The sequence below is a fragment of the Fulvivirga sp. AWR4_260 genome (assembly GCF_056158185.1).
The window spans coordinates 3656069-3674090 of the sequence record NZ_JBSWSU010000015.1; the positions used below are offsets into that span (position 1 = coordinate 3656069).

At 39.4% G+C, this 18022-nt stretch carries 6 protein-coding genes; 2 read left to right on the top strand and 4 right to left on the bottom strand.

Annotated features, from left to right (window positions below; translation table 11 throughout):
* Positions 1–71: 71 nt before the first annotated feature.
* A complete protein-coding gene (locus ACXACQ_RS21450) occupies positions 72–1118 on the bottom strand; it encodes a fatty acid desaturase family protein (RefSeq protein ID WP_474978053.1) in 1047 nt (348 codons plus the stop codon).
* 450 nt (positions 1119–1568) lie between these two features.
* On the opposite strand from ACXACQ_RS21450, the gene ACXACQ_RS21455 reads away from it, so the two are divergent.
* Positions 1569–2144, top strand: a complete 576-nt coding sequence (locus ACXACQ_RS21455) for an FISUMP domain-containing protein (protein ID WP_474978054.1) — start codon at positions 1569–1571, stop codon at positions 2142–2144.
* A gap of 156 nt (positions 2145–2300) precedes the next feature.
* Here ACXACQ_RS21455 and ACXACQ_RS21460 read toward each other — a convergent pair whose 3' ends face one another.
* The 3 genes from ACXACQ_RS21460 to ACXACQ_RS21470 all read right to left on the bottom strand — a co-directional run bounded on the left by ACXACQ_RS21460 (position 2301) and on the right by ACXACQ_RS21470 (position 14342).
* Positions 2301–6488 carry a galactose-binding domain-containing protein gene (locus tag ACXACQ_RS21460; RefSeq protein ID WP_474978055.1) on the bottom strand — a complete coding sequence of 1396 codons (4188 nt, stop codon included), beginning with the start codon at positions 6486–6488 and terminating at the stop codon, positions 2301–2303.
* A gap of 76 nt (positions 6489–6564) precedes the next feature.
* Positions 6565–9336: a discoidin domain-containing protein gene (locus ACXACQ_RS21465; RefSeq protein WP_474978056.1), complete on the bottom strand. Its 2772-nt coding sequence runs from the start codon at positions 9334–9336 to the stop codon at positions 6565–6567.
* Between the two features lie 278 nt (positions 9337–9614).
* A complete protein-coding gene (locus tag ACXACQ_RS21470; RefSeq protein ID WP_474978057.1) occupies positions 9615–14342 on the bottom strand; it encodes a glycosyl hydrolase in 4728 nt (1575 codons plus the stop codon).
* A gap of 1226 nt (positions 14343–15568) precedes the next feature.
* On the opposite strand from ACXACQ_RS21470, the gene ACXACQ_RS21475 reads away from it, so the two are divergent.
* The gene (locus ACXACQ_RS21475; protein ID WP_474978058.1) at positions 15569–17935 is read left to right on the top strand and encodes a beta-1,3-glucanase family protein; all 2367 of its coding nucleotides are present in this window, start codon (positions 15569–15571) and stop codon (positions 17933–17935) included.
* The last annotated feature ends 87 nt before the right edge of the window (positions 17936–18022 follow it).

The following is an 18022-nucleotide window of genomic DNA, read 5'->3' on the forward strand; positions in this document are numbered from 1 at the left end:
ATCGATCTACTTACTTACAATTCTATTTCTGTATACTACTTTTCACTACTCAGGTGAGATATTACTCTAATTTAGTGTGATACCACCTCCATTGCAGGAGTATCAACTCTCCCCAACTGGCGCAGCATTTGAAAATGCTTGATAACTGCAGAAACAAAAGATCCATTAGAATTATATGGCAATTGAAATTCTTCTGCTGTTTTTCTCACAATTGGAGCTATTTTACGATAATGAACGTGAGATATATGTGGAAATAAATGATGTTCTATTTGGTGCGTTAAACCGCCAATAAGCCATGACAGAAAAGCACTTCTCGGTGCAAAATTACAAGTAGTTTGTAACTGATGAATTAATCTTTCGGCCTCAATATTACCTTGCTCATCAGGCAAAGGAAATGCTGCATTTGGTACTACATGAGCTGTTTGAAAAACCAATGTAATGGTTAAACCTGTAACAAAATGCATGGTTAAATACGCTAATATAATCGTTATAGGCGAAAAGCCTGATAATAATATGGGCAATCCTAAGGAATAAGAAAAATATAAAATCTTCCATAAGATTATTTTTATTAGTCCACGGACATACATTTTTCTATCTTTTACCAATCCCATTTTATAATACCTAGAATAACGAACGTAATCTTTAGCCGTAATCCATGATATAGTAGATAATCCATAAAAAAACCATGCATAATAATGCTGGTAGCGGTGCAACTTATTCTTTTTAGCATGTGGCGAAAACCTTAAAAAGAAAGGAGCATTGATGTCGTCATCATGATCTTCAATATTTGTATAGCTGTGGTGCAACACGTTATGCTGCAGCCTCCATACTTTATCATTAGCACCTATTAGATTAATCGTATACCCCATTAATCTATTGAGTGTTTTATTCTTTGAAAATGAACCATGAATAGCATCGTGCATAATGCCCATACCAATACCGGCCATCCCAAAACCACTTAATACAAACAAACCAAATAACAATAGTTTGCTGGTAAATGGTACGAAAATAATGATGGAAAGCGGAACAAAAAACATCGACAGCATGAATACTGATTTTAAGATCAACTGGCTACTACCATAACGGGTAGTATTGTTACTCTTAAAATATTCTGCCACTCGATTAGTTAGTATCTTCGAGAAATGTTCCGGATCAACTGATGGATTGAATGTTAGCCTTTTAATACGAATTCTTTAGCGGTTACAAATTACTTCAAAACAGAAAAAATATATTAACAACATTGAAGTAAACCTTAAGCCAACCTTTAATGTGCCTACCCACCGGGCAGGGTATTTTTACTATTTCTATCTATACCAAATGTTTATAGAATGCAGCAAAGGTCAAATTTTAATCGGAAATTACCTAATTATATTTATTCAAATAATAAAAAAAACAGGAAACCAGCTTAAAACAAACATGACATCCGCAGCCACCTATTAGGCTTGACAATTCATATTTTTCATAATTGCATTCATATATAAATATATATTATAATTAAAATGAAATTTATAAAAAACACAGTCATATTATTAACAACAATAATTCTCCCTTGCTGTAACTTCTCTACAGTGAATACCTCGAAGGAAGTTGTTATCAACTCGCAAACTTGGTCGGGGACTAATTTAAGCTCTACACATTTTCAAAATGGAGATAAAATATTTTTCGCTAATACAGATGAAGAATGGAACGAAGCTTATGAGAACAAAACTCCAGCTTGGACCTGGAGCAAGGAAAATGATGCCTCAGGCAAATTGTACAATTGGTATGCGGTAACTGACGAAAGAGGCTTGGCCCCTAAAGGCTGGCGAATACCGAAGCATGACGATTGGCTTAATCTAATTATATCAGTTGACGCTGAAATACATAAAACAGCTCATTTATTAGCTTCAGAAGAGTTAGGAGGTACAGATCAATATGGTTTTTCCGCCTTACCCTTTGGCAGGAAAATAAAGAACAGTGAAATGGATAAAAAAGATGACTCTGCTTATTTCTGGAATATTACGGAAGATGAAGAAGACAGTAGCAAGGCTTATGCAACACAAATTATTAGAGGTGGAGGAACCTTAATGATTGTACCAAAAAATAAATCAGATGGCTGTAGTGTAAGGTTAATTAAAGATCAGGAAGTTGATTTATTTGAATAACATTATACATCTCACCTGAAGACCACTTAAGTTAGTTTTATTACTTCAAGTGCGCTTCATTTCAAAATGAAAAGGGCCTCGCAGGTAAGCTACTTACCTTTTGAGGCCCAAACATTCAACCAGCTATTACGCTAGTCTCCTTATCCCTATCTTTATTTACTCTTTTATGAAGCTCTTTATCACTGGCGATTGTCCAGCCTGCTCCATATGAAGTATGTAAAATCCTTTTTTGAAATTGCTAATATCTATACTGAATAAAGCAGCTTCTTTCTCTCCACGGAACATAAGCTCTCCAGAAAGATTGTACACTTTATAAACTCCAGTAATATCATCAGTATTCACTTTTACCTGTAGCCTGTAGGTAGCAGGGTTAGGATACAACTCTAATCTATCGTCTTGCTTAGAAACTTCTTCGATAGCTTCGATACGCTCTACAGCACGAGCAACAGAGGCCGCACCATAGTTATCAAGTCCATATCCGTATTGGAATAATGGATTACCATAAATAGGCTCAATATGCTCTCCTGTAGCTATTTTTGCTCTTATTTGTTGTATTTCAGCTGAAGTAGCACCTAAATCAAATGGTAAATCCCAACGTTCTTTAGCGTTATTAAGATTGTCGGTACCTACCTGACTTAAAGAGCGAGGTAGCTGCCAAGGCAATTTACCTTTAGGAGTAAAGTCTCCAAATAAAATATCGGCAAGTGCAGGACCTCCACCATCACCAGAGCGGTAGGCGATTAATACTGCATTAGCATCATCAATTACATCCGTAAGCACATAAGGTCTAGGCATTACTACAACCACAATGTATGGTATACCCATTTGCTGCACATTAGCAAGTGTAGTAGAATCATATTCATACTTTTGAGACACTTCGTAGTATGCATCGTGAATATATGGCTTGTCTTTATCCCAAGCAGTACCGTGTGTATAAGTAGGCTCCCCTATTATTACTACTGCAGCATCAGGGTTAGCTGACTCATGCAGCTGAGCATTGATACCTTTTGCTTGCGCTTTTGCCTGAATAGACTCCCACATGTTTTTAGCGCCATACTCATCATGAAAATAACTAGTCCAAATAGACTGTCCCTCTCCATCATTTGCTCTAGCTCCTGTTACTAATAAATTAGAACCGGCAGGTAAGTCTAATGGCATAATACCATCATTCTTTAATAAAGTCATGGACTCACGAGCTGCTTGCGTTACTGTCTCCACATGCTCATCTGTAAACCAAGTGTCAGGGCCATTTACAGGATCTCCATATGGATCTTCAAACACCCCTAATTTAAATTTAGTAATAAGGATTCTCTCTACAGCCTCATTGATTCTCTCTTCACCTACCTCTGCAATAAAGGTATCCATACTAAAGCCTTCAGTACCAGGATCAGCACCACCCATTACATCAGAACCTGCCTTAGCGGCTCTCACCCATGCACCATACGGCAACCAGTCAGTACATATAACACCATCAAATTTCACTACCTCTCTTAAATAATCGAGAATAGGCTTACTATCACCAGCACCAGGACCTCCTGGATCTAAGAATGAACTTCCTGCATAACCAGGCATTACACTACCTGCACCAGCTTCTACATTAGCAAACCAAGGCTTCATGTGATATTTAATAGATACACCATCGTATACTATACCAGCCTCACCACCAGCACCCTCTCCAGGCCAGTGTTTTGTAGTTACCAATACAGAACTTGGGTTAAGCTCAGGTCCGCCTTGCAAGCCACATACCATAGCACGAACCATAGCCGCTGCAAAATCTGCATCTTCACCACAACCTTCTTGAATTCTTGGGTATAAAACTTTGGTTCCTACCTCTGCCAAAGGAGCTAAAGTACCTCTGAAACCAACTGCATGCTGCTCTACTCTTTGTACATCTCCACAAGCCCTTACTAAATCGAGGTTACGAGATGCTGCCATAGCACTTTGCGTAGGATACGTAGTGCTAAACCCGTGGATACAGTCACCGGCAGACACAAATGGAATACCTAAACGAGTTTCAGCACTTGCAATTTGCTTACTGAACATATCGCTAGTAGTACCAGGACCAAATGCCCAACCTGATCTTGGGAATTTCTGTGCATTATAGAACATCTGATACGCCTTCTCCTCTATTGTCATTCTACTCATCAGGTCACTTACCCTAGTTTCGATAGGATTATGCCAATCTTCATAAGGTTCAATGGTTCCATTCTTATTCATATCACGAGAGCCATTAACAATATTAACTCCATCATTTTGCTGCTCTACCTGTGGCAGATACACACTGAAAAGGCCTAAATCTGAATAAGTAACTTCACCACCAACAGCTACTACATACCATTTATAAGTCCATCTGTCAGTAAGAGGCTCTTCTAAAGTATAACTAAGACCATCTACCTCTGCAATTTTTGTAAACCTGTCTAAAAGGTTACCTAGCTTATACCAATCGTAGTTAGTTTTAGTAACATTTACCCATACTTCATAATGATCAGCCTCTGGGCTTGCATTCCAACTTAAAGTAGGGAAACGTGTATTCGTTATCATAGCTCCATCTGTTGGGGTAATAACCGCAAATGTAGATGGGCCTGGAGGCACAGGGTCCGGGTTTGGATTTGGGTTAGGATCAGGAAGATCATCTGGCCCACTACCTGGAGAATAAACCTCAAACTCGAATAATGAATAACTCCATTGTGTGTTTCTTTCAACACCTTGCATTCTTACGTATCTGCCAGAACCAGAAACGAGAAAATCATCTACTCTAGGCTCTTCAGTCAACCCATCCTGATCAAAATGATAAATTGTACTCCAATTAACACTATCATTAGATGTTTGAATAAGATAATCTTTTCCACTTGCCGTTTCCCATCTTAAGATAATTCTTCCTATTTGGTATTCAGCACCTAGGTCAACAGTTATTGATTCATTGTCATTAAAAGCACTTTCCCAACGAGATGTAACATTACCATCTACAGCATTAGCCCCTTTATTATCAGAACCTTCTACCACAGAAGATACAGACACAGGTAATGACAAGGCGAGATTTCCTACACCTATAGCACCATCACCGCCTCCTCCATTTTCATCAGTTGTAAAAGTTACAGGCACACCTGTAGACTCATTACCTGCAGCATCTACAGCTTTAACGGTATATGTATATTCTTGTCCAGGCTCTAAACCACTAATAGTCATGGAATAACTATTTCCATTAATTGTGGCTTTTAATACAGAACCATCGTAAATTCTATAACTCTCTACGCCTACATTGTCAGAAGCTGCTGACCAACTTACGGTAACAGCATACACTGCTGCATGAGCTACTACATTACTTGGGTCAGTAGGAGCTTGCGTATCCTCTCCTCCATTACCATCTCCTCCGCCACCAGAATTACCATCATCAATACCATAAACCTCAAACTCAAACAATGAATACCCCCACTGAGTATTACGCTCAACCCCTTGCATTCTAATGAAACGGGTATTAGCAGTTACAGGTATTTCATCAATGCGAGCAGCTTCTGGCAGCCCATCCTCATCAAATTCATAAAGGTTAGTCCAGTTGATACTATCATTAGATGCCTGAACAAAATAATGTTTAGCACTGGCTGTCTCCCAGTTCAACACCACTTGTGTAATGTCTTTTTCCGCACCTAAGTCGATAGTGATATTTACATCATCTAGATAGTCACTTTCCCAGCGGGTATAATCAGTACCATCTACAACAAAATCAGACACGTTAATAGACCCTTCAAGCACTGAAGAAGTAGAAGTAGGTTGAGATAAAGCAAGGTTGACAGTGCCTACACCTGCATTGCCGGCAGGGTCAACACCATAAGCTTCAATTTCGAAGAGGGAATATCCCCAAGGATGTAACTTGTTTTCGCCATACATGGCCAAGTATCTTCCTGCTCCTGATAAACCAGTAAGACGATCTATCCTTGCTTCATCAGCCTTACCTGTTTGATGAGATAATACCGTCCAAGTATTGGGGTTTGGCTCTGTATTACTATCAGAAATAAGAATGTAATAAGACTCAGCACTGGCCCTTTCCCAATTCAGCACTATTTCACTAATATCATAAGACTCTTCCATGTCAATTTTAATCCAGGAAGGACTCTCATAATTAGACGCCCAGCGCGTATCGACCGAGCCATCGGTAACATTAGCTGGCAAAAATGGTTCCTCTGCCGTAGAGGCCTCCACTTGCTTATTCAGCACAAGATTCTGTGCCGAAGACTGATAGTACATAAAAAGTGCTACCAGACAGCCTAAAAGGTTAACAATTTTCATTTTAATTGGATTTAGGTTTTGAAGTTCACACACATACTGCTGCTCACTAACTTCATTCATGAACAGACTTTTTATTGTTGTATTATTGAATTAAGGCCCGCTGTGGTGAGCAGCGGGCCTCCGACTCAACTTATAACTATTGCTTAATAAAGCGAATAGTCTTAGACTCTTGTCCTTTATACCTTAAGAAGTAAATACCTGCGGTCAGGTCACTAACATCTATTGATGATTGCCCTTCACTCATCTTTTGCACTTTCATTATCTCTCCTACTATATTCATTATTTCTATTTCATAAGCTTCTGACGCATTAGTAGCCGAAATATTTAAAATCTGCTGCACTGGATTAGGAAAAACCATAAGACTTTGATTAGCAGGCACCTCTGAAGAAATTCTGGATGCTGAAGCTAAAGCTCCATACGCTTCCATTTCCCATAATGAGTAACCATAGCCCGTAGCCCTACTAACTCCTTGCATAAACAGGTACCTTCCTGCTGGCGCACTATCAGTGGTTACATTATCGGTACCACCATCACCATTATTTACTGATGCTATTACTTGAGCAGCGTTTACATCTGCACTATTGCCCAGCCTAATCTCATAAGCAGAACCATAAGCTGCTTCCCACACTAATGTCACTTGGCAAATATGATGGCTACTGCCTAGATCAACTCTTATCCACTCGTTATCATTAAACCCACTACCCCATCGTGTTCCTCCATCGCCATCGAAAGCACTAGCGGCTGTAAATGCTCCTTCTGCTGAAGATGCCGCATAAGTTTTACCAAGTGCAAGGTTGGACGTTCCACATTCAAAATCATCTCCTCCTCCGTCACCGGAACCTTGGCCATATACTTCCATACTAAAAATAGAATAGCCGTAGCTGGTAGTTCTCGTGCTTCCATACATTCGGACATATCGACCCGAACCACTTAAATCAGAAAATTCATTTTGTAAGTCTGTGTTTCCTGTTACACTCTTAAGCAGTGTCCAGTTAGTCTTATCATTAGAAATTTCTATTCTGTAATTAGATGCTTTAGCTGTTTCCCAAATTATTTTCACTCTCTCAACAGCATAAGTATTACCTAAGTCAACATATATCCACTGTGGATCAGCATAAGCACTTTCCCACCTTGTTTCTACATCACCATCAAAAGCCTGAGAGGCACTGAAGTTACCCGTTACTGAAGATGCCGTACCCGGTCTATTAAGTGCAAGATTAGCTCCTGCGCCATTTACTGCTACATCTAAAGTGGTATACCCGGTAGCCCCGCCATTATCTGTAGCTACGGCTTTAATAGTGTGAACACCAGCACTAACATTAGTCCAATTGAAGCTAAAAGGTGCGCTATTATCAGTTCCTATCAATTGATCTCCATCATAAAAAGACACTGAAGTAACCGTACCATCTCTATCAGAAGCCTGTGCTGTTAAGGTAATATTAGCAGGGGCAGGATATGTATCTAATGAAGTGGGGCTTGTAAACCCAACTGAGGGAGGCGCATTAAATTCTTCTCCATTAGAGTAAACACGAACCCAATCTACATAAACGTCAGTAGGAAATTGTGCCTGATCTACAATAGGCCCGCCATAAGTTTGGCCACCACCCCCAACACCAGCACTTAAAATAGCATACATTTTATGCTCAAAAGGATGCCACTCAGAGTAAAGGTTGGAAAACTCTGTCTTCTTCACATTCCTTCCATTCACCTCTACTACGGCAGACTCATTTTCACCATCTAAATCAAAAGCAGCTCCATCGTTAAAATAATGGATATGATATACATTGTTATCGATAAAAAATTCCATTCTATCTGAATACCAATTGATACCGTATTCATGCCAGTTATTAGCTCCTACATTAGGATCAGAGGTAGGTGACTGGTCGCAGCACTGGTACTGTGGATCTCTCAATGAGCTACTCCACCTACTGCCGTTGTCGCCATCTACAGCAAAGCTGGCGCCTACATCATCTCCCTGACTGGATGAGGCTGTTACCGATTTGTTGAGAGCCAGATTTCCGGTACCATCACCAAACACTTGAAACTCAAAAATGGAATACCCCCAATCATTTGATCTCTGCGTACCATTCATGCGTACAAAACGAGCATTAGTATTACCAAAATCAATGGTCTGCATTCCGCCAGCACCATTATTGGTGGTATAAACAGGGTTCCATGTAGTGCCATTTAAAGATGTTTCAATAGCGAATGTTTTACCTGTATTTTCCCAATTTATAATTACTTGGTTGATGTTATACACCTGACCAAGATCTACTCTTAAATATTCAGGGCTATCAGGCACTTGCTGTTCTTCAAAACTGTAGTATCCTCCATGATGACCATGATTCCAATCTGCCCATTCGTTACCATTCCAATCCCAGGCATAATGCACTGAACCTAAATTATGCCGCGGAATAGAACCTACATATTCCATAATGTCAATCTCCCCTCCTTGCGGCCAACTGATATGATCTGCTCCATCAGGAATTTCATCGGGCATCATCCAAAATGCAAATCCCTGTCCCATAGTACGAACATCTTGCGGCCATACACGGGCCACTATTCTGTGGTTAGGCCCCCAGCTGGCTTTTCCCATGGAGTTAATCCTACCACTAGTATATTCTCTATCAATATAATGCTCTTTACGCGTGGTGATTCGTAAAGCACCACCATCAGCACCCTGTATACCTTGTTCTATGGAGACATTTTCAGGCCTATCAGTAGCTCTATCGAGCTGACCAGTACCCCAATCACCATTAACTCCAGTTCCTGTTTCAAAAGACCATTTGGTCAAATCAAGCGACTGCCCATTGAACTCATCACTCCAGATAAGCTGCCAGTTTTGGCTCTGACTTTTTGCCGACATAATGCCGCACAAAGCCAAAGCGGTTAGTACAATTTTTTTCATAAGTTGTAGCGTTTATTTATTCACTAAAATCGCACATTCACTTAAGTATTAGTTTAATCAAAAACCATAATCAACTGATTTACAAACACCTATACACCAACAATTCACATAAATTAAACCACAGAAGTTTAAATGACTGAAAATTAAGGATATAGAAATATCAGGATCAGTTAAATGACTTATCTGATTTCAGTACAAATGCGATTTTATAAAGGGTATTTTTCTTTGTGTAGAAATAAAAGGCAGGCAGGACGTATCGCCCACCTTTTATTCATTGATTATCGTTTGATAAACCTAACGATCTTCTTTTGAGCCCCAGTCACTTTTAACAAGTAAACTCCGGGAGTCAAATCTGCTACGTCAATTGAAAGTTCCGCAGAATCAATTGCTCGTGTAATTACTTCTTTTCCTGTTAGTGAAGTGATTTGGATCTGATCTCCAGCCTTCACTGATGGCAATAAAATATTAAGTGTTTTATATACTGGATTAGGATATACACTCACTTCCTGAGTGAATGATATTTCATTACCGATGCGCGCAGCACCAGAAGCTAAAGCTCCATGCACTTCCATCTCCCATAATGAATAACCATAACCTGTAGCTCTTGATATTCCCTTCATCCATAAATAACGCCCCGAAACACTGTTATCTGTATCTACAAGATCTTGCCCTCCATCACTATTTGTGACTGTAGCAATTACCGATGAAGCATTAATATCAGTAGAGTTACCTAATCTTATTTCATAAGCAGTACCATAGGCAGCTTCCCAAGTTAAGATTACTTCACATACATTATATGCTGCACCAAGATCAACTCTTACCCATTCATCATCAGAGAATCCACTTCCCCATCTTGTTCCTCCATCACCATCAAAAGCACTGGCCGCAGGCATTCCTCCTTCAATAGATGATGACGCTGCTGCTTTATTCAATGCTATATTTGTATCTCCACAAACAGCAACTTGAGTTTCCTCTCCGTAAACTTCCAGCTCCCATAATGAGTACCCCCAAGGATGAAGTTTATTGGTAGCATATACAGCTAAGTATCTGCCCGAAGCACTTATTTCAAGTTCATCAACTCTAGCAACATCTTCCATTCCAGTTTTACTCGCTACCACTGTCCAATCAGCACTGTTCGGGTCTGGAATACTATTTACTGATGAAATCATCACTAAGTAGCTTTCTGCGCTAGCTCTTTCCCAGTTTAATACAGCAGCGTTTAGTGAGTATGTACCTGCAAGATCAACTTTAACCCAACTAGGACTCTCTGCTGTACTTGCCCATCTTGATCCGGCATCACCATCATTAACATTTTCAGCGATATATCCACCGTCATTAGTAGATGAAGTAACTGCTTTGTTTAAGGCTAAGTTATCACCTATTGGCGTAGAAGAATCATTTACAGTTATCTCTAGCTGCTTAGTGGTAGAGGCAGCACCATCATTAACAGTCAGCACCACTTGATATACGCCTACAGCAGTAAATGTGTGGGATGCATTAACACCTGTAGCTGTTTGGCCATCACCAAAATCCCATGAATATGTAAGTGCATCGCCATCAGCATCAGTAGAAGTTGAAGCATCAAAACTCACATTCAATGGAGATGTTCCACTAGTTACATTACTGGTAAAATTAGCTATTGGAGCACTATTACCATTATCTCCACCTTGCGTAAAGTTGATAGTATTAACATTGAAACTACCTTGCGCATACACTAACCTTAAGGTGTGGTTGCCATTAGCTAAATCCACATTGGCGTCTACATTGATATAATCTGTGCTTTCTGACACATTAAATGCAGCTAGCTGAGCTCCATCCACCAACACATTTATTGTTCCTCCCGTAGCACTTTTCACTCTTAAGCTTACATTATAACTGCCAGATTGCTCTGCATTCAAACGATACTCTGTCCAGTCTCCAGACTCAATTTCAGCTATATCAAGGAAACCGTTCACATCTTGAGTTTCTTCAGGACGCACACCGTTCATAGTGGCATATTGCTCAGCTTCAATTAACCCCGGTACATTATAATATACTGAAGGATCATGGACTGGCATATTGATATACATTTGACCTAGCTCAGTAAGCACCCCAGATTGCTGCTCTAGCAAGCTCATATATGGAGCACCTTGATGACGACCGATAAACCAAGCATATTTCGCTACATCAGGATCATTTTCTAAATAATCCACTGCATGAATCATGAAACGCTTCTGATCTTCGTAAGTAGGGTCATTCTCCCAATTACAAAACTCCGTTACCCAAATAGGCCTGTCATACTTCTTAAACAAGTCCACATACCACTCAAAAGCACCTACAGTACCCATATAAGAGTGAATAGCTATTGCATCTACCTTACAATCAGGACAAACCTCGAAGAAATCATCCATATATTCTATAGGATCGTAATAAGTAGTACCGTTTTCTGACACACAGTTACCACAATAGTTCATAGCAGGGCTTACAATTTCCAGGTTAAACTGCTCAGCAATGGCTTCTAATCTCGGCCATTCCGCTGCAGCCTCTGAAGGAGTCAATGCTGCCTGATCTATAAAGTTAGGCTCATTCCAACCTAAAATATATTTTGCTTCAGGGTGATTTTGCAACCAATCGATGATCTGCTGATCATTAGCTCTTTCGTCCCATGCCATAGGCACAAAATCAACTCCGTAGTTTAGGTGCACATCAGAAACCGATTGCTCTGGCTGCGTGCCCCAGTTATACCACCATGACATACCAGGCGCAAGTGCTGCCATATCTGCCTCAGAGAAACGCTCATTACTAAGCCCCCTCTTTGCACTTTTTGTGCTCCCAAAATTATCGTTTACAAAAATGGTATAATTAGCCACATCAGATAACGAGCCATCAGAAACGGTTAAAGCAACCTCGTAACTTCCATTTTGAGTATAAGTATGCGATACTACGGCTCCTGAGCCTACAGTTCCATCTCCGAAAATCCAGTTATAGGTAAGCTCATCACCATTTACATCAAACGACTGACTAGCATCGAACATAACATTTAGTGGAGCCGGCCCTCCTGACACAGAGGCTGTAATAGCTGCAGAAGGTGCTCTATTTATAGGCGTTTCATTAGAGCCTGGATCTTCTGCTGCCTTACCTCCAGAAAAATAAATATTATCAAAAGCAATGTCGCTGATTTCGGTTGTACCTAATAATTGGAACATCTGAGTTACATTCATTAAGTCAACATCGCTTGCTATGTCTGCTATTGGTATTACAATCTCATGCCATTGTCCATCTCTAACAAAACCGTAAGGGTCATTGCCATTTCTGAACCAAATCCATTTTTGCCCCACACCATCTACATTACCACTTTTTAAACCTACTCTAAAATCAACATTAGCGCTGGTTTTCATAGCAAAGTGCAATGCGCCATCTTCATTATTAAAAGCAGATAAGTTATGAGGTACTCTTGCGGTTAATCCTAAACCATACCAGCCTGCACCTGTTGATTTAAATGATAATGCAGAGTTACCTTCTGCAGGAGTTACATCCGTAAATTCTAATGTATTTTCCCAAACAAAAAGATCTCCACTTACGCCAAACCCAAAAGAACCTGCAGTAGAATTAGCCGGGTCTTCAGAGTACACAGCATAATTACCATACTCAGGAGTAGGAATAGCAATACTTTCTGACCAATAAATATCATCAAAAGCGATATCCATAGCAGCACCAGGATCACCTCCACTTACAGCAAAAGGCATTTTAACCGTTGTAAAATCAACATTAGAGAATTTATATAATGGAATAGCTACTTCATGCCATTGGCCATCACGCTCCAAGCCATACTGCTCACCACCTTCTATCAAATCCACACCCGATCCATCAGCTCCTGTACTGGAGATACTTACGTTGATGGTTCCTGAATAAGTGGTTTTACACTGAAAGTGCAAGTACCCATTTTTATAATATTCCATGTTTTGGTCAGCACAGTTAATACCCATACCCCACCAAGCACCGGGCGCTACAGTATAACTAAGCACATCGCCACCTTCAGCAGGAGCGGTAGTACTTGTTTCCATATTATTCCACACATATAAATGAGTGCTGCTGGCACCAAAATTTAAAGACTCATTTACCTCTGTGGTTTCAGTAAATATTCCATAATTACCTCTATGGGCCATTTCGGCTCCTAAAGTAATTTCAGTAAAGTCATTTTCATATAAACGAACATAATCGACCATCATACGCGCAGGAAAAGGCGCTGTAATCTGAGCCGGATCTGTAATTTCAACAAAATTGAACCCTCCTACGGCCAAGTTTAATAAGATATAAGCCGGCTTATTAAATTCTGATAAGTTAGGATCTGTAATATCCAGAGTAAGATAAGGATTATCATCTACAGAGATTTGAAGTTGCTCGGGGGTCCAATCAAGCTTATAAGTATGATAATCATCGTAGAAGTTGCCATCAATAGTTGTGGCTTCAGAATAATCTGCCTGCAGCCAATCTCCCCAGTCACCAGACTCATGCCACCAATGAGTGGCAGCAGACACTGATCTGTTAACAGTTCCTTGATCAATGGCATCTTTAAAACCGGCCTCTAAGATGTCTATTTCACCACACTGAGGCCAGCCCACTTCTCCAAAGTTATTGCCCATAAGCCAAAATGCAGGCCATAGCCCGTTAGCCAAATCAGGAAGCTTAATCTTTGCCTCCAATGTGCCATATTTAAAAGCAAAACGACCTAAAGTACGTAATCTGGCAGATGTAAATTGCTTGCCTTCATAATTTTCCTTCCTAGCTTCTATTATAAGGTTTCCATCTTCGAGATAAGAATTTTCACTGGCCGCGGTGTAGTATTGTAACTCACCATTGCCATTTCCATCACCTCCTACATTATAACTCCATATGGACTTATCAATAGAAGTACCATCAAATTCATCTGACCAAATAGGATCTTGTGCCCAGAGCGGAGCTGCATAGCTCAGCCCAAACACAGCAATGGCCAACATTAACATTTTTTGAGTAATGCGTCTTTTCATTGAGTTGGGTTTAGATTAAAATAAAAATTCAAAATGTACCGGGTAATACATTATTTAACAGTAGTATATGTTTTAAGGAAAAAGCTAAGAATCGCTTTCATACGGCATGAGCAAAATCAATATCAAAAAAATACTGAGCTACCTCTTTGTAATACCATATAAAAGCGGAGCTTTGTATGCCTTTTAACCTGGCCACATATCCGTTATTTATTATATTGTTTATTACATTCAATAGCCACCTACAGACAATCGTATTTCGCTTATTTATTAAATGAATAAATGATAGCACCAAGGTAGAAATTTAAGCAGGTGATATCTAATTTCAGCATATAACAAGTGCCTATCACTGATATAACAAACATATAACAGTTTATCTACAATAGCCTTTAATTCAATAATTAAGACGATTAGTCAATTAAATACCCCATCTAACAAACAAAAGTTTAGCCCCTAGCTTGACATCTACATTATACGATCACTATTTGCCCGTGAATTGATATATTAAGCATTGTTTAGTGGAAAAATTCAATTTACAATAACTATAAACACATACTTGTATTTCGCAGTAATCTCATTGGATTCAAATAAGAAATCACAAGGAATTATCTAAATCAAGTGATATTATCGTACTTCGAATCGTACAAAATCACAAAAGTCACCCACCAATAAATTCGCAGTTTTTCTCTGATCAAAAAATCTTTTTTCGATTCATTTCATATCAATTGATGTATTCTTTCTGGCGGAAAAAAAATAAAAAAAGAAAAAGGAAGGAAAATAAAAAACAGCCCTAATTGAAACTATAAAGCGTTTTTTAGCTAAATCGATGTAGTTTTGTTGAGTTAAATTAATATATAGTGATGTGTATTTGTAGTATATATATATTTCGATAAAAAGGAATAATATACAATATTCGTAATATGATTTTCAACCAAACCCAACGCTATATGAAATCATCAATTACTAATTTTCTGTCTATCGGCTTGCCCCTATATAAACGCGATATATCACTTCGATATTATAATATTTCATAACCAAGATTTACAATCAACCTATACCTTCTGCTTGATTGTGTAGATGGGCTTTAGTCTAATCTCACAATCAAGCTTCTTTCAAGCGTACTATTGTTAATTTTTAAAATAAATATTACTCATGAAAAAGAAGGGAAAACCCAAACCAAACCCAATTTTAAAGTTCAACCAATTTTTTATAAACAACTTAAACCTAAAATGAAGTATTTAAAACTTGTAAACCAGGCTTTCAAAAAAAGCCGTCTACTGGTTGCAGCATGTTTTATGCTGAGCCTAATCTCTTCATCGGTATTTGCACAAACGCTGCCGTACGAGATCACTAACCGTTCGCCATATCCTGATGATCAGGTTTATGTAGCTATCGTAGGAATCACTGATGGCCACGTATGGGTAGACCCTACTAATGGCCAAGTACGTCCTATGGATCCTTCTTATAACACGGTGCAAGGGCCCGTTATTGGAGGTAACAAAGGTCCGGGTAATAACGCCATGTATGCTAACTGTTTTAGAAGACTAAGCGAAATACCTAACCGCACTATCAACATCCCTCAAATTGCTGGATGTAGAATCTTAATCTCTTTCCAAAGCCAATTATTCTTGTATTTCTTCGGTCACTCTGGTGCAGTGCAAGGATATTCTGCTCCTGCTTTAGAAAACCCTACAGATCCTAACCAAGGTATTAAGTATGACATCGTAGAGCTTACTTATAACCAATACGGATTGTGGTGTAACACATCTAGAGTAGATAACTACCAGTACCCAATGGGTCTTGAAGTTTGGGGTGACAATTTCTACAAAAGAGTAGGTGAATTAAAAACACACCAAGAAATAATCAACGAGTGGAAAGCTACAGCACCTGCTGAGTTTAGTGGTATTTTAAACGAGAGCGAAGGAATGATCCAATTCCCTGCTAAAAACCCTAACTTCCCTAAAAACTTCTTTGATGGATACATCAACGACATTTGGAACAAGTATAGAAGCGATGAATTGGTATTCTATTCAGGACAAGCTGGTACTTGGAGAGGTAGAGTTCAAGGTGATGCGTTCGTATTCACTAGAGATAGAGATGGACAGGTAGCTACTATACCTGGAAAGCCTAGCACAGAAGAAGCTATGGAAGGTAGTGGTAACTTAGCTACTGGTTCTGAAGCTGACAAAGTTGTTCAAGCTCAGTTTGTAGCAGCTATTACAAGACACGCGCTTGACTTAAACGTGCCTTCTGGTGTGTTACAAGACTTCGGTGATGTTTCTAAATATTACCAAACATGGCCTTACAACTGGTATTCAGCATTCTTCCACAGAAATGATATCAGTGTAGACAGCAAAACTTATACTTTTGCTTATGATGATGTATTTGATCAATCAGCTACAATACACACTCCTGCTCCTTCAAGCATCAAAATTACTATCGGAGGTTTCGCAGGTTTAGACCCAACTGACCCTAACCCTCCAACAGGTGGTAATGGTGTAACTGGTCTTAGCGGTACTTATACTTTAAAAAACAGACAAAGTGGTTTAGTTATGGATGTTGCCGAAAACGGTAATACTGCTAACGGAACTAACATCTTACAGTGGAATGCTACTGGAAGCACTAATCAGCAATTCGTGTTAAACGAAGTATCTTCTGGTATTTACACTATGACTTGTGTGAAAACAGGAAAAGTTGCTGACATCGATGGCGCAAGCACTGCTAACTTTGCTAACCTACACCAGTGGGAATATGCAGGTGGAGACAACCAAAAATTCAAAATTGAAGATGCTGGTAATGGTTACTACAAGCTTAGAGCTGTTCACAGTGGAAGAATCCTTGAAGTAGCTTATGCTAGCTTAGAGGCTGGAGCAAACATTGGTCAGTATGATGACAATGGACAATTATGTGCACACTGGCAATTAGTTGCTGTAGGTGGTGGCAACAGCTGGTCTAAGACTATCGAGGCAGAGAGCTATGGTTCTATGTCAGGTGTTGAAAAAGAAGCTTGCTCTGAAGGTGGAGAAAGCGTTGGTTACATCGAAACTGGTGACTGGATGGCTTACACTGCTATAGACTTCCCTTCTAGCGGATCTTACAAAATTGAATATAGAGTAGCTAGCGAAACTGGTGGTGGAGTAATTTCTGCTGACCTTAATGCTGGAGCCACTGTATTAGGAACTGTAAATGTACCTGCTACTGGCGGATGGCAAACATGGACTACCGTGTCTCACACTGTAAACATCCCTGCTGCAGGAACACAAAACTTAGGTTTATACGCTCAAAATGGCGGATGGAACATCAACTGGTTAAAAATCACCAAAGTTGGTGCCGGAGCAAGAACTGCTGCTGTTGAAGTAGCTGAAAAAGCTAACGAAGTAGCCGTATACCCTAACCCTGCTACAGAAACTGTAACAGTAAAAGGTGCTGATTTAGAAGGTGCTTCTTTAAGCATCATCGACAAAACAGGTAAAGAAGTGTATAGCAGCAAATTTAATGGCAAATCTGTTGACGTATCTAACTTACCTGCTGATATCTACATTATCCGCATCAATAAAGGCGATACTCAAGTTATCCAAAGATTTATCAAGAAGTAATATATCCTTTTTAGGCCCGATTTAAATCGGGCCTATTTTCCCTTTCACACCAACCTACACCCTGCCCCATGTTATATAATTCTATAA

Excerpts from the sequence above, each read along its gene's own strand:
- ACXACQ_RS21460 (WP_474978055.1), bottom strand. The coding sequence starts at position 6,488 with ATGAATGAAGTTAGTGAGCAGCAGTATGTGTGTGAACTTCAAAACCTA.
- ACXACQ_RS21465 (WP_474978056.1), bottom strand. The coding sequence starts at position 9,336 with ATGAAAAAAATTGTACTAACCGCTTTGGCTTTGTGCGGCATTATGTCG.
- ACXACQ_RS21470 (WP_474978057.1), bottom strand. The coding sequence starts at position 14,342 with ATGAAAAGACGCATTACTCAAAAAATGTTAATGTTGGCCATTGCTGTG.
- ACXACQ_RS21475 (WP_474978058.1), top strand. The coding sequence starts at position 15,569 with ATGAAGTATTTAAAACTTGTAAACCAGGCTTTCAAAAAAAGCCGTCTA.